Below are 14416 nucleotides of genomic sequence, written 5' to 3'. Positions count from 1 at the left end.
AACTCTTAATTCTCCACTAACTCCATAATCTCTTCCAGATACTCTCTTGTGTTACTCAGTCTTGGCACTTTGTGCTGACCACCGAGCTTGCCCTTCTTACTGAGCCAGTTCATGAAGGTGCCTTTCGGGGCGGCGTGCACGATAGGTTCCTGCAGGGCGATGTCGTTTTGGCGTTTGGCATCGTAGTCGGAGTTGATGTCGCGCAGGGTTTCGTCGAGCACTTGGGTGAAGCGCGGCAGGCTGTCCGGTTCTTTCTCGAACTCAATCAGCCATTCGTGCCCGCCACGCTTGCCGCTCTCCATGTACACTGGTGCGGCCGTGAAGTTCGATATAATCGCGCCAGTCGCTTCGCAGGCCTTGGTAATAGCCTCTTCGGCATTCTCCACGATCACTTCCTCTCCAAAAGCATTAATGAAATGCTTCGTACGACCCGAAATCTTGATGCGGTAAGGACTCAGGTTGGTGAAGCGTACCGTATCGCCGATTTTGTAGCGCCATAAACCCGCATTGGTTGAGATCACCAGCGCATAGTTCTTACCTAACTCTACCTGATCCAACGTGAGTGTCTTGGGATTTTCCTCCTCAAACTGGTCCATCGGGATGAACTCGTAGTACACGCCGTAGTCTAGCATGAGCAGCATTTCGTCTTCGGTGTTGCGCTGGTCCTGTATGCCGAAGAAACCCTCCGAGGCATTGTATACCTCGAGGTAATTCATTTGAGCAGAAGGTATAATCTCTTTGAACAGCTGACGGTACGGCCCGAAAGCCACGGCCCCGTGCGTGAAGAGCTCCAGATTAGGCCATACCTCCAGGATGTTGCTTTTGCCCGTCACCTCCAGAATTCGCTTCAGAAGCACGTAGGTCCAGGTAGGAACACCGCTTAGGCTGGTCACGTTCTCGGGCACAGTCACCTCTACCATCTTCTCAATCTTCTCCTCCCACTTGTCCATGAGCGCTACTTTCAGCGGTGGCGTACGCATGGCCTCGGCCCAGATGGGCAGGTTCTGCATGATCACCGCCGACACATCGCCGCAAGAAGTCTTGGCATTAAACTCGTTGGGATGGTGGCTGCCCCCAATGGAGAGACCCTTACCCGTAAAAAGCTTAGTATCGGGGTAGTTGTTGACGTAGAGCGAGAGCATGTCCTTGCCGCCCTTGTAGTGGCAATCTTCGAGCGACTCCGGGCTGACAGGTATAAACTTGCTGCGGGCGTTGGTCGTGCCCGATGACTTGGCGAACCACTCAATCTTGCTCGGCCACAGAATGTTCTGCTCCCCCTTCATCACCCGCTCAATGTAAGGATACAGGTCCTCGTAAGTGGTAACAGGCACCCGCTCCTGAAACGTCTTCACCGATTTAATATCGCTAAAGCTATACTTCTTACCGAACTCGGTCCCCTTGGCTGTACTGATCAGGTTCTGAAACAGCTCCTCCTGCACTTCATGCGGGTACTTCCGAAACAGATCAATGTCATGAATCCGCTTCTTCATCACCCACGTCACGATAGAGTTGATTATTTCCAAGGTTTGATGGCTTAATTGTTAAATGGTTAAATGGTTGTTTGTGTACTTGACAAGACTATTGATTGCTTTCGGCAGCTTCTTCAGTTCGCCTAGCACATACTGGTACTGGTCTTCCGAAATCAACTTTCGCACTTTAGCCTTTTCAGTCCAATCAAATGTTTCGTACATAGAACCTTGAGCATAACGATAAAACTTAATTTTATCTTTCTTACCATACCGACCAAACCCTTCTGCAAGATTGGCTGAAATACTATCTACAGCCGTTATGTACTGTTGCCCTACTGTATTTTGAGTAAAATAACTCTAACTCAATACAATTTCCCAAACTTTGTTGCTTAGGGAAAAACTTATTCTGTAAGCCTCAATGTCATTCAATTTAAGATATTTTTTGTCTTCCATTTATCTCTTTTCGAACAACAATTTAACCATTAAACAATTTAACCTAAATTTTCCGCTTCAACTCAAAGTGCTTACCTAGGTACACCCTTCTTACTTGCTCGTCGGCGGCGAGTTCTTCGGCGGTGCCTGACTTCAGGATCTTACCCTCAAATAGCAGGTAGGCGCGGTCGGTGATGGAAAGCGTCTCGTTTACGTTGTGGTCTGTGATTAGGATACCGATATTTTTGCTCTTGAGCTTGGCCACAATACTCTGGATCTCTTCCACGGCGATGGGGTCTACTCCGGCGAAGGGCTCATCCAAAAGCACGAACTTGGGGTCAACGGCCAGGGCACGGGCAATCTCGGTGCGGCGGCGCTCACCACCCGACAGCACAATGCCTTTGTTTTTGCGCACATGCGTCAGCGAGAACTCCTCCAGCAATTCTTCTACTTTCTCCAGCTGCTCTTTTTTGGGCCGGTTCGTCATTTCCAATGGGGCCAGGATGTTTTCCTCTACCGTCAATTGCCGGAATACGGAGGCTTCCTGCGCCAGGTAGCCTACGCCGCGCTTAGCCCGTTGGTACATGGGCAGATCCGTGATATTCTCATCATCGAGGTATATCCTGCCACTGTTGGGTTTCACCAGGCCCACGATCATGTAGAAAGAGGTAGTCTTACCGGCTCCGTTTGGCCCCAGCAGTCCCACAATCTCCCCCTGGTTCACTTCCACGCTCACGTCGTTCACGACCATGCGCGACTTGTATTTCTTGAATAGATGTTCAGCTCGTAGTATCATCGGCTTAAAGTTAAGCATTAAAGACCCGTCCTGCAATGCAGACTCCTTGCCAACATTTGTACCTGCCAGGCCAGTTTTAACAAGGGCTATACCTGTTGCTATATTCAAAAACTTCAATTTAATGCCAAAAATTTTTCGCTCCAAAAAATTGTATCTATCGCATCTTCTTTCTAGTTTGGAGTTCCGATTAACCAGCCTTTATGATGTTTTCTTTACTTAACCTGGCCATCCAGAAGCTGACCTATTCCAGTTTATTGCTATTGGTATGGCTGACTGGCGCTGTTTCCGGTCACCCCGAAAGTACAACCAATGAGCCTACGGCTGCCAAAAGCACTGGAGCCACGACCAAGACAACACTTATCACGCCATCCAGCCTGAAAGGAATTGACGTGTCGAAGTGGCAAAAGGAGGTGGACTGGGATCAGGTAAAGGGAGCCGATGTATCGTTTGCGTTTGTAAAGGCGACGCAGGACGATTACCGCCTGGACCCTTACTTTGGCCGAAACTGGGAAGAGACCAAGCGTGTGGGCATCAAACGGGGCGCTTACCACTTCTTTATACCTGCCGCTCCGGTGCAGGGCCAGATCGACCTATTCATCAATACTGTCGCGCTGGAGCCTGGGGACCTGCCTCCTGTGTTGGATGTGGAAGTGATTGAGAAGCATACTTCCGGCACTGAGATGCGCCGCAGCATGCATATCTGGCTGGAGGCCATCACCAAGCATTATGGCGTGAAGCCCATCATCTATACCAATCAGAACTTTTACCGCCGCTGGCTGCAGGGCCATTTCAAGGATTACCACTTCTGGATTGCCCGCTACAACACCATTGAGCCTGAAATACACCAGGAAGACAAATGGCTGTTCTGGCAATACTCTGACACCGGCAGACTGCCGGGTGTTCGTGCGGCCATCGACCTTAATTTCTTTGCCGGCGACATGAATACCCTGAACATGATGTGCGTTCCGCCCAAGCTCACGCCTTATCCTGAGAAGCTTATCATCGCGGAACTAGAGCAATTGAAGGTAGGAAAACAGCTGACCCTGGCACAATAAGCACGTTCGTAACACTGCATACATGAAGCGAGTCCTGCCTATGGCCGGACTCGCTTTTTATTTTTGCTGGTTGTGCGTAACTTAAGTTTATGAAAAAAGGAATCCTCTCTGTTTTAATCGGTGCGATCGGACTGGCCCTGATCACCTACTTCTACTACCAAACAGAGGTACATTATGAGGAAATAGGCGGTGTGCAGCACATAGCAACGCTTTATACCATGAGCTTGCCTCTCCGGATATTCCTGTTTACAACGGAAGCATTGGGTGTTATACTTGGCTACCTCGCCTACAGAGGTAAGTATGCAAAGACCGGATTGTTGGGTATGGGGTTGTGTGCTCTCTGCCTGATCTTACTGTATGGCTATACCTTTTAGCATCAATAGCGCTTCTCCTATACCTGAGGGAGAAAAGGGAAACTACATTTGCTACTTCATCATCCGGATGTCCCTGATACGCAACTGCAGCGTAACGTTCCCCCTAAACTCATTCTCCTCTACTGTGTAGCACACATCGAAAGGTATACCCTTGGAAATGTATTTGAAATAATCTCCAAAGCCGAAACCGATGGCGTCGATATCATAAAACCCATCCTGCGTCAGGCGCAGTTTCAGGTGACTGTCGCCGACCACGCGCACGGCTCCGGTATCGTACACGCATTCCGACACAAACACAGGCTTCATGTTGCCCGGGCCGAATGGCTCCATTTGCTTCACAATATTGAAGAAGTTGCGGGTGATCTGGTTGAGGTTGATCCTGCCGTCAATCTCTATCTGGGGTATTTTCTGGTCCTCGGTAATGGTGCTAGACACCACCTCCTCAAACCGCTTCCTGAAAGCCGGCACATTCTCTATCGGCAATGTGAGACCGGCCGCATACATGTGGCCCCCAAACTGGTCCAGCAAATCGGAGCAGCTCTCGATGGCATTGTGCACATTGAAGCCATGCACCGAGCGGGCCGAGCCTGAAGCCTTCCCGTTGGAGTGCGTCAGGATGATGGTCGGTCGGTAGTAATGATCGATGCAGCGTGAAGCCACTATACCGATCACACCTTTGTGCCAGTTCTCCTTATATAGCACTGTAGAGTTCGCGTTTTTGAGGAAGTCATCCTCGGCGATCATTTGCAGCGCCTCTTTGGTGATGTTGGAGTCCTTGTCGCGTCGCTCCTTGTTGGACTCGTTGATGATATCGGCCATCTGGAAGGCCTCCTCTTTGGTCTGGGCCAGGAGCATCTTCACAGATCGCTTGGCATCGCCCATACGACCTGCCGCATTGATGCGGGGCGCAAAGCCGAACACAATGCTCGTGATATCCATCTCAGCGGTTATACCTGCCAGTTCCTGCAAAGCTGCAAGACCAGGACGCGTAGGCGACGGACCATTGATGAGCTGCAGACCATAGTAAGCCAACACACGATTCTCCCCCGTGATAGGCACAATATCGGCGGCTATACTTACCACCAGCAGGTCGAGCAGCTTAAAAGCCTCCTCTTGCGGTATACCTTGCTGCACACAGAAAGCCTGCGCCAGCTTAAAACCAACCCCACAGCCCGAAAGCTCTTTATAAGGGTATAGACAATCCACTTGTTTCGGGTCGAGCACAGCCACAGCCTGCGGCACATCCTCGTCCGGCAAGTGGTGGTCGCAGATGATGAAGTCTATACCTAGCGAGGACGCATAAGCCACCTTATCGGCTGACTTGATACCACAGTCCAGGCTAATGATGAGCGTGAAGCCCTCGGCCTTGGCATAGTCTATACCTTGTGTGGATACACCATATCCCTCCTTATACCTGTCCGGGATGTAGTATTCTATTTGACCTGGCTGGGTGAATTGCTGCAGGAAGCTATACATAAGCGCCACAGAGGTGGTGCCGTCTACGTCGTAGTCACCGTAAACCAGGATTTTTTCGGAGCGGTGCAGGGCCTCCGCCAGACGGTCAACAGCACGCTGCATGTCCTTCATCAGGAAAGGATCGTGTAAGTCGTGCAGACTGGGGCGGAAAAAGGCTTTGGCCTCCTCGAACGTGCAGATACCGCGTTGGCACAGGATATCAGCCAGTGTGGTGCTGATCTTCAGTGATTCGGCCAACTGGTTGACTGCTTCCGGCGTTGCCTCATGATTATATACCCACCTTTTCTCCATATGCTGCTTCACAAATAAAACCGATTGCAAAGGTAGTCAATTATGCAGGATTTTGGGACAGGAATAGCACGATGCGAACCGCCTTTGCCTGATTTTTTGTACTTTTGCAACAGTACAACATTCCAGGCTATGAAACGATTCAGAGAAATTTATGAGCGGTATAAAAACTACTCGCTGGATTTAATGATGTATGGCTTCTTTATCGTCTTCCTGCTGATACTTTTCATCTTCTTTTCTTAGCAGCTTAGTTCACCACCGACGCATCGCCACGTAGCTTCCTGAAGCGCTTGCGGGCTTCCGCCACATAGATGCTTCCCTTGTGCTTCACCAGAAACTCATTGTACAGCTCCTGCGCCTTTTGGATATCCTTCAGATTCTCCTCATAAATATAGGCAAGCTTGTACAAGGCATCGTCGCTCAGAATGTCGGTCGGAGCCTTAACCACTTTCTCCAGGCTGGCAATGGCTTTCTCAAATTCACCGGTGCGCTCATATATGGTTGCCTTCCGGTAATAAATCTCATCCGTCAGACTGTGCCCGGGGTAGGCCTTAAGCATATTATCCAGCTTGCCCTGTGCCTCCTGTAGCTTGTTCTGGAAGATAAGCAGCTCAATAGCCGCATACTCTTCCATCGCAGTGGTGGAGGTATCCAGGCCAGTGTTGTCGGTTATGAGCAGACTCAGGTCCATGGCGTCGTTGGCTATCTCGCGGCTGGTGGCCAGTTTCAGAATGTCCAGGTGCGCCTGCGCCAGTTCGAAGTCCCCTTTGTAGTAGTTGAGGCGGGCGTTGCGGAGCTTGGCCTCATGCCCAATGGTGGTTTCCTTATGCGACTTCTCTACCTGCGAGTAAAGCAGCGTCGACTCCCAGGGCTCCCCTTTCAGGAGGTAGATATCGCCCAGTGTTAGCTTGCTCTCGGCCACAAAGTCCGGGTTGGCGCGCGGCATGGCGATGGCTTCCTGCAGCAGCGCAATGGCTTTGTCTTTATCATCCAGGTGAAAAGCATACAGATTGGCCATATGCTGCAGTACTTCAACGGTTTGCACGTTGCGCCCTACCTCCGCCAGCAGCGTCTCGTAATCCGTAAGCAATACCCTGATCTTATTGAGGTCAACCGGAAAGGTGTTCTCCACTTGCTCTTCCCGCGCATTAATAAGCCGCTGCCGTGCCACCAGGTAGTATGGCCCGCCAGGATATTCTTTGATGATATACTCGTAAGCCTCAATAGCGCCCTGATAGTCTTTGTTGCGGGCGCTGATCGCGCCTAGCTCCATCACGCGCGTACCGCCGCTGCGGGTGCGCTTATCGACGGAGCGGGCCTGGAGCAGAGCGCTGTAGAAGTCGCGCCGCTGTATGTATAGCCAGATCAATAGCTCGTTGTATGCCAACAGGTCGGGGTTCTGCTGCACCCTTGTAATCAGTTCTTTCTCCAGTGCGGCAAATGCCTTTTCGTCCTGCATGCTGTTCTGCAGCATGTTCTGCACATACATGAGTTCGCTTTCGTTTTCCTGCAGCAGGTTGAGCGCCTCGCCTATCAGGCTCTCGTGCTTTTGGCGGTAGGTATAGAGCGCTATCAGGGAGCGGTTGTGCTCGTAGGGGTTTCTGCTCAGTTCGCGGCCACGCAGGTAGGCTTTCTCGGCATAATCGAACAGCTCGTGCTGCACAAAGGCACTGGCAGCTACTATTACCTCTTCTTGTTTCAGTTGTGCAATCAGTTTGTCAAAGTGCTTTTCAGCTCCTGCTTTATCGCCAGCAGCCTGGTATACGATGCCCAAGTCAATATTGTAATTCACCTGCCCCGGATAGCGCTTAACCGTGCGCTTCACCAGTTTCTCGGCCTCTTTATAGTTGTTCTGGGCCAATAGTGTTTTGAGGTAGTCAGGGTACACAACGGAGAAAAGCCGCTGGTCGTCTATCAGTTTGCTATAGATGGTCTCGGCCTTTTGGTATTCCCCCTTACTGAAATACTCCCGCGCCAGAGCAAGCTCCTGGCTTTGGGCCATCGCACAAGGGGCGGCCAATAAGAGCGTCAGCAAAAGTAAGAGCCGGCAAAGTAGTTGGACAGGTATAGACATCATCTATTACAACGTGATCAGGAGCATTTTGATTTTCAGGGTATACCCAAAGATGAAGATAATCAATAATTTTCAAGACTGGGCAAAAGAAAAGGGCTGCCCCGTCGAGAGCAGCCCTTTTCTTTTATGGTTTGGCAGGGATTAGAAGAACCTCACGCGGTTATCCTTAATGTCTGCTTTCTCTTTGATGGCTTCGAATGCGTTGGACTCAACACGCTGTGCTCTTATGTTCATCAGCTGCGCCTTCACGCCTGAGAGCTCCTGCACTTCGGGGGCTTTGGTCACGTTCAGCAATTCTACCACTACCACTCCGCCTTGTCCTTCGATTGGAGCAGTACGGCCAGCTTGCTTCATGCCAAACGCCTTCCCGATCGCCACTGGCTCAAGGCCCAGGCCAGGTATAGCACCAGAGGCAAACGAAACACCTTCGGCGTCTCTAATCATGGCGTCAGGGCCATAGTTGGCAGCGATCTGGTCCAGTGAGCCTTTAGCGCCTTTTAGTTTCTCCATGATCTGCTGTGCCTTTACTTCGTTACGAACGGCTGCAGTCAGTTCTTCTTTCACATCTTCCAACTTGGCGTAGCCTTTTTCGCGTTTACCAGTCAGGGAAGCTACTACATACTGGTCGTTGATTTCAAACACTGGCGATACATCCCCTACCTCTGTGTCTTTGCTGTAGGCCCAACGTACCAGTTCACGCGCATTGCTCAGGTTGCCAACCAACACGTTGTTCTTGCCAATGTTCGGCACTTGCTCTTTGATAAGCGCATCGTTTTTGGCTACGTTCGCTCTGAACTCCTCCAGGCTACGGCTTGTGCCCGCCAGTTCGTCGGCAGTAGCATAGGCTAAATCACGAGTAGACTCGCTGGCCTCGATAGCACGCTGCACTGTGGCCAGTTTGTAAGTACGCTTTGTCTTAGGAGCCGTGATCTTGATGATGTGGTAGCCATACTCTGTCTCAACTGGAGCAGGCAGCAGACCTTCGGCAGATGCGCCAAACACAGCTTTCTCAAATGCAGGCACCATGCGGCCTTCTGTGAAGTAACCCAGGTCACCGCCTTGCGATGCCGTACCATCGGTACCGTGTTGCGCAGCCATCGCGCCAAAGTCAGCACCACCTTTGATCTGCGCCAGAATGTCTTTCGCCTTTGCAAGAGCCGCTGTTTTCGCCTCCGGGCTATCGTTCTCCGGCTTGATCAGGATGTGGCTGGCACGAGCCGTGTTTACACTGCCTTCTTTCACGTCCACTACCTTATGGATCGCATAGTTATCGCCTTCTGTAAACGGGCCGTATACCTTGCCCTCTTCCAGAGGCATGCTGCGGCGCAGCTGCTCTGGCAACTCGCCTGCATGCAGGTAAGCACCATCGTATGGCGTATCAGAGTTTGTGTTTACGAAAGCAGAGTCGTTAGTAGCAGAAGCAAACTGCTGCGTAATGGTAGTGATTTCTTCCTGGAAATAGTTACGGTCATCCGTAGAAGCCGCCACCGGAATCATCACGAACTCAACTGAGCGTCCGTCTTCCACTTTATACATTTCTTTGTTGCGCTCAAAGTAGTCTTTCAACTGAGCGTCTGTCACCTTCACTGCTGAATCAGCAATGGAGAAGTAAGGCACGTAAAGCACCTTCATGTCTGCCAGTGTATTCTGCGCAGCAAAGTAGTTCTTCGCCTCCGCTGTGGTTACGTAGATAGACTTGCTAAGCAGGCTGCTGTACTTGTTCTGGATACGGTCAGCGAGAATGCCTTGCTCAAAGTTGATCCACATCGGACGAGCGCCCATCTGGTCAAGGTTCTGCAGGTACTGCACTACCTGAGCACGGTCAAACTCTCCTGTCTGTGGGTTGGTGAACGCCTGGCGAACAGAAGGGTGAATGTTGTTGCCCTGCACCATGTCAGCCAGTTCTTCTTCAGATACCTGGATGCCAAGGCGATCGTATTCTTTTTGTAAGGCAATCTGGAAGATTAGCTGGTTCCAGGCCTGCTCACGGATCATGGCAAGTTCGCTTTCCGTAGCGGCACGTCCTATCTGTCCCTCATACTGGGCTTTGTTCTGCTGGAACACCGCGTCGAACTGCTGGTAATCGATTTTCTCGCCAGCTATTTCGCCTATTGTAGTCGCGTCGTTACCCAAAAGCCTGGAGTTAGGACCCAACAGGTCGCCGCCTACCACAAATATGCCAAGCCCTATGGCGATAGCGCCAATAGCCCAACCCGACTTTTCTCTAATCTTGTTAATTAATGCCATGTGTTATTACAAATGATAAAGGATGTGCAAAATAAGGTTAATCGTGTAAAAATTCAAAATTTTGTGCACTTCTGTTTTAAATCAGCCATCTCCCTGAAAGTCTGTGTCTTTCACAAGCTTCACGGCATTCACCCGGTTCTCGTCCATTGATAGGATGGTCATGGTCAGCGGCGGGAGCTCCACTACATCGCCCGGCTGCGGAATTTCGCCGAGCACCGAGAAGATCAGGCCACCCAGTGTTTCATAGTCGCCCTCCGGCAGGTTGAGGTCATACTTGCTGTTAAGGTAGTCGATCTCGTGCCGCCCGCTGAGCAGGTATAGGTGCTTGGCCGGGAACACCTGCTCGAGCAGTGCGTCATAGTCATACTCATCCTGTATCTCCCCAAATATCTCCTCAATCACGTCTTCCACTGTCACGATGCCGGACGTTCCTCCAAACTCATCCACCACCACAGCCACAGTGCGGTGCTCGGTGCCGAAGCGCAGAAACAGCTCACTGGCCAGCATGCTCTCCGGTACCAGGCTCACCGGCGACAGAATTTCCTTTATCTGCTTCGGCTGCTGGAACATGGCCAGCTGGTGGCAATAGCCGATAATGTTGTCAATGGTGTCCTGGTATACCAGTATTTTGGAATGTCCCGTTTTGATGAAGGCGTCGCGCAGCGCCTCGACCGGCTCGCTGACTTCCACAGCTTCTATTTCGGTACGAGGCACCATGCATTCCTTCACCCGCACTTTTTTGAACTCCATGGCATTATGGAAAATTTCCTGGTTCACCTCCGGCGCTCCATCTTCCACCGGATGGTAAAGCCTGTTCTTAATGTAGGCATTGAGGTCCGTGAACCCGAACACCGGGTGCTCATCCGAGAACTCGATCTTCAGTATCCGCTCTGCAATCCATTTGCTTACGCCTACCAACAGGTATACCACCGGGTATAGCAGGTAATGAAAAAGCAGAATAGGCACCGCCAACACCTGCAGCATGCGGTTTGGATTGATAGCGAACAAACTACGGGGCAGAAATTCAGCCGTGAGCAGCACAATGACCGAAGCCACCAGCACTTGCGCCACCAATATAAGCGGGGTGAGCTGGAGGGTGCTAGGCAGGTATGCAAGCAGCAGGGTATGGAGTAACCCCGCTATTACAAAGCCATACAGCACAAGGGAGATAATATACCCGACAAGGGCCGTGCCCATCAAGCGGGCGGGATGCTGCAGCAGGTGCATCAGGATGCGGCCAGACAGCACGTTGTTCTTCTCGTCCAGCTCGATCTGCAGTTTGTTGGCAGCCATCAGGGCGATCTCTATCCCTGAAAAAAAGGCGCAGGCCAGTAAGGCAACAAACAGCAAAAGTATCTGATCGGGGTCTATCATAGGGTATTACAGACTATTCGGTCTGTTTCTTCTTGCGGTAATGGTACACGATATACAGCATAAACCCAATCATATAGATCCAGTAATTGCCTGCTATATCGGACTCTTGTATGCTCCTGTGCACACCAATCACCATGGCTACAAAAGCCAATGATAGTAAGATGGTATTAACCAGTTTTGGGTTCATTACTCTTTCAGGCTGAATACGCCTGTCACTTTTCTGATTTTGTAATTTGAAAAATCCTGGTTAGCCTGCAGGCCGTGCCCCATCAGAATTTCCTCCGGGGTAGTGATCTTCACGAATTTATCGGTGTATATCTGGGCCTTGCCTTTGTTCCAGTAAAGTTCTTCTGTTTCCAGTTTCTCCTTTTTCTGCAGATTGTCCACCACCACGTTGCCTCTTACCAAGTATAGGTCTTTGTTGCGCTCCTGCTTGCCGTAGTTGGCACGCAGCGTAGAGGTCAATGCACCGCCCTGCTCATAAAACTCTACGTCTATCCCTTTGGGGAATATCATGTCGCCATTCTCATAGTCTTCCTGTAATGGTGCCTGAAGCTTAATCATCACCTTGGCAGAGTCGCTATACAGTGTCAGGACGTTGGAGGTCTCCCTAAAAGGACCGGTATATTTCTTTTCCTGATCCGGATCTTTCAGGTCATCCCCACAGCCCACGGCCAGGAATGCCAGCAAGCTTATCAGGACTGTATAAAAAGATTTCGGTATGCCGCTGCTATACATTTCAGAGTTGAAGATAGTAAATTAAAAAAGACCGTCACGAGAACGGCCTGTTTTAATAATGCTTTTGAAGACAGAATAGTTTACTCTATTCTGCGTTTTACAAACCACCTGCTGTTTATCGTGACGCCTGCGCCAAACTGGAGATAATTCTCGGTGATCAGTCCGTTGTCGGTGGTGCCGCGTTTCCCGTATCCCAACATCACGTTCAACTGGTATGGAGGCTCAAAATACGAACCACGTCCTATCGGAAAAGTGAAGCCGCTGGTCACGGCCATATCCTTAATCTGCTCCCCATTAACCACATAAGGTGACTGACCATAGCGAACCCCGGCGCGGTAAGTAATGCGCTTGAAGTAACTGTCAATGGCATTCGCGTTTGGCGTGTACTCCGCACCCAGGTTTACCTTGTAGCTATTCCCCAGCTCCTGATCGCCATCCAGATTACGGTAATCAGACCAGTCCTGTGTAAAAAACTCTGCTCCCACTGTCAGGTTAGCGCCGTTGTCGTAGCTTAGGGCCGCTTGCAGGCTACCGGGCATATTCACCGATCCCTCCAAGCTATCAGGCAACAAACCCGCACTTTTAGGGGTATCAGCCAGGTCACGCCGCTCATAAGAGGTGTTGCGCTTTGCGCTTAACTCAGTACCCAGCGTATAAACTGCACCTGCGCTCAGGAAAGCTTTCTCTGCTACCTTCTTGCGGTAATTGGCACCTGTCCGGAACAGGAAGTCGTTGTAACGGGTGCGTTCAGCATAAGCCACTCGCTCAAGCGACATGTCGTTTACAGAAGTGTCTCCTACAATGGTAGAGGACTCCTGGGTGATGGTGCCGAAAAGATAAGACGCACTCGCACCGATTGTCAAGCCATCGGCGATTCTAACTCCATGCCCAAAGTATAGCTCTGAGATTCCGCCTTCTCCACTGTATTCGTTTATAATAACCGCTTCAGGCCTGTTTGGCAAAGAGCCAATGCTGCTGATCCGGTAGTCAACTGTGCTGTATGGTCTCAGGCTCAGGGCAGAGCTCCAGCGTTTGGAGAGTGGCACACCCAATGTCAGGTAATTAAGGTTGGCATCGCCGTCACGTTGCGAGAGGCTGCTGTTTTTGAGCGTTTTGTACTGCCCGGCCACGCCAATATCGAATATGGTGACGCTGTTGTAGTACAACAGAGCGGGATTGGCTGTGTTCGCATGGAAGCTACTGCCTGAGCTGACACCCACGCCTCCCATACCTGCTGTCCGTAAATTGCCTAAGTTTGTGTTGAGTTCTCCTAATCCGTAGCGGGAGTAGGGTGAGTTAGCAATGCTTTGCGCCTGCACGGCCTGTGCCAGGCACAGCACGGAAGCGCAAATAAGTAAACGGAGCGTTTTATACATTATGTCTTAATATTCTATAAAGCCCAATCAGGACCAGTTCAGGAATTACAAAGATGGGGTGTTTTATGGTACTTTCAAAAAATCCTGCATCTCCTCCGCAAAGTATAACCACCAGATGATCTGATTTTTGCCGGTACGCCCTGATTATACCTTCCACTTCGGCTACGGTTCCTCCCAAAACGCCGCTCTCCAGCGACTCCTGTGTCGTCTGCCCAATCAGGGGGAATTCTGCATTGATTTGCTGTACTAACGGCAGACGTCCTGTAAAATTATGCAGCGCCTTGAATTTCATCTGGATGCCGGGCGCGATGCCCCCTCCCTGATAATGGCCCTGTGCGTTGATAAAGTCGTATGTGATCGCTGTGCCTGCGTCGATGGTGAGGCAGTTGCGACCCGGGAAGAAATAACTTGCCGCCACGGCCGCCGCAATACGGTCTGCCCCCAGCGTCTCGGGTGTCTTGTAATCGTTAGAAACAGGCAGGGCTGTCTGCGCCGAAAGCTCGATCATGCTTCCGGACACTGACAGCCCCGTTTTTATCTGTTCTGCTCTACCACCGCTTACAGAGGCAATGATGGCATGGTCAAAGGTTTGGGACACCACTTGTTGTGGCAGCCCCTCCTGTTCTTTGAAATTGCCTTGCGAGACAAGGGCATCTTCTTCGAAAATACCGTATTTGCCTCCTGTATTGCCTATGTCGATGGCGATGCTGCGCATGT

12 protein-coding genes and 1 pseudogene are annotated in these 14416 nt (G+C 50.8%); 2 read left to right on the top strand and 11 right to left on the bottom strand.

Annotated elements, in window-relative coordinates; all coding sequences use genetic code 11:
* Positions 1-5: 5 nt before the first annotated feature.
* The 3 genes and pseudogenes from H9Q13_RS09910 to lptB all read right to left on the bottom strand — a co-directional run bounded on the left by H9Q13_RS09910 (position 6) and on the right by lptB (position 2697).
* On the bottom strand, positions 6-1490 hold the full coding sequence (locus tag H9Q13_RS09910) for a GH3 auxin-responsive promoter family protein (RefSeq protein WP_191183684.1): 1485 nt from the start codon (positions 1488-1490) through the stop codon (positions 6-8).
* Positions 1491-1541: 51 nt separating this feature from the next.
* Positions 1542-1796, bottom strand: a pseudogene (locus tag H9Q13_RS09905) (four helix bundle protein); the annotation flags it as partial.
* Between the two features lie 169 nt (positions 1797-1965).
* Positions 1966-2697: an LPS export ABC transporter ATP-binding protein gene (lptB, locus tag H9Q13_RS09900; RefSeq protein ID WP_191183682.1), complete on the bottom strand. Its 732-nt coding sequence runs from the start codon at positions 2695-2697 to the stop codon at positions 1966-1968.
* Between the two features lie 200 nt (positions 2698-2897).
* Here lptB and H9Q13_RS09895 point away from each other — a divergent pair, with 200 nt between their 5' ends.
* Together H9Q13_RS09895 and H9Q13_RS09890 are read left to right on the top strand one after the other, a co-directional pair.
* Positions 2898-3752 (top strand): glycoside hydrolase family 25 protein, encoded by an 855-nt coding sequence (locus H9Q13_RS09895; RefSeq protein ID WP_191183633.1) that lies wholly within the window; start codon positions 2898-2900, stop codon positions 3750-3752.
* Between the two features lie 89 nt (positions 3753-3841).
* Complete coding sequence (locus tag H9Q13_RS09890; RefSeq protein ID WP_191183632.1) at positions 3842-4126, top strand: hypothetical protein; 285 nt, start codon at positions 3842-3844, stop codon at positions 4124-4126.
* Positions 4127-4177: 51 nt separating this feature from the next.
* On the opposite strand, the gene recJ is transcribed toward H9Q13_RS09890, so the two are convergent.
* From recJ to H9Q13_RS09850, 8 genes are all read right to left on the bottom strand, one after another.
* Positions 4178-5893 (bottom strand): single-stranded-DNA-specific exonuclease RecJ, encoded by a 1716-nt coding sequence (gene recJ / locus H9Q13_RS09885; RefSeq protein WP_224744198.1) that lies wholly within the window; start codon positions 5891-5893, stop codon positions 4178-4180.
* A 244-nt stretch (positions 5894-6137) separates the two neighbouring features.
* Complete coding sequence (locus tag H9Q13_RS09880) at positions 6138-7925, bottom strand: tetratricopeptide repeat protein (protein ID WP_224744197.1); 1788 nt, start codon at positions 7923-7925, stop codon at positions 6138-6140.
* A gap of 180 nt (positions 7926-8105) precedes the next feature.
* Positions 8106-10211 carry a peptidylprolyl isomerase gene (locus tag H9Q13_RS09875; RefSeq protein WP_191183630.1) on the bottom strand — a complete coding sequence of 702 codons (2106 nt, stop codon included), beginning with the start codon at positions 10209-10211 and terminating at the stop codon, positions 8106-8108.
* Between the two features lie 81 nt (positions 10212-10292).
* Positions 10293-11585, bottom strand: a complete 1293-nt coding sequence (locus H9Q13_RS09870) for a hemolysin family protein (protein WP_191183629.1) — start codon at positions 11583-11585, stop codon at positions 10293-10295.
* Between the two features lie 13 nt (positions 11586-11598).
* A complete protein-coding gene (locus H9Q13_RS09865; RefSeq protein WP_191183628.1) occupies positions 11599-11772 on the bottom strand; it encodes a hypothetical protein in 174 nt (57 codons plus the stop codon).
* The gene (gene lptC / locus H9Q13_RS09860) at positions 11772-12323 is read right to left on the bottom strand and encodes an LPS export ABC transporter periplasmic protein LptC (RefSeq protein ID WP_191183627.1); all 552 of its coding nucleotides are present in this window, start codon (positions 12321-12323) and stop codon (positions 11772-11774) included. Before lptC ends, H9Q13_RS09865 begins: the two co-directional genes overlap by 1 nt.
* A gap of 80 nt (positions 12324-12403) precedes the next feature.
* Positions 12404-13699 carry a hypothetical protein gene (locus tag H9Q13_RS09855; protein ID WP_191183626.1) on the bottom strand — a complete coding sequence of 432 codons (1296 nt, stop codon included), beginning with the start codon at positions 13697-13699 and terminating at the stop codon, positions 12404-12406.
* The gene (locus H9Q13_RS09850) at positions 13692-14414 is read right to left on the bottom strand and encodes a type III pantothenate kinase (RefSeq protein ID WP_191183625.1); all 723 of its coding nucleotides are present in this window, start codon (positions 14412-14414) and stop codon (positions 13692-13694) included. The genes H9Q13_RS09855 and H9Q13_RS09850 overlap by 8 nt, the downstream gene beginning before the upstream one ends.
* Between the last annotated feature and the right edge of the window lie 2 nt (positions 14415-14416).

The sequence above is a fragment of the Pontibacter aquaedesilientis genome (genome assembly GCF_014773225.1).
GTDB classification, from domain to species: Bacteria; Bacteroidota; Bacteroidia; order Cytophagales; family Hymenobacteraceae; genus Pontibacter; species Pontibacter aquaedesilientis.
The sequence above is the reverse complement of the archived record's forward strand: the minus strand, read 5'-3'. Positions and strand labels throughout refer to the sequence as shown.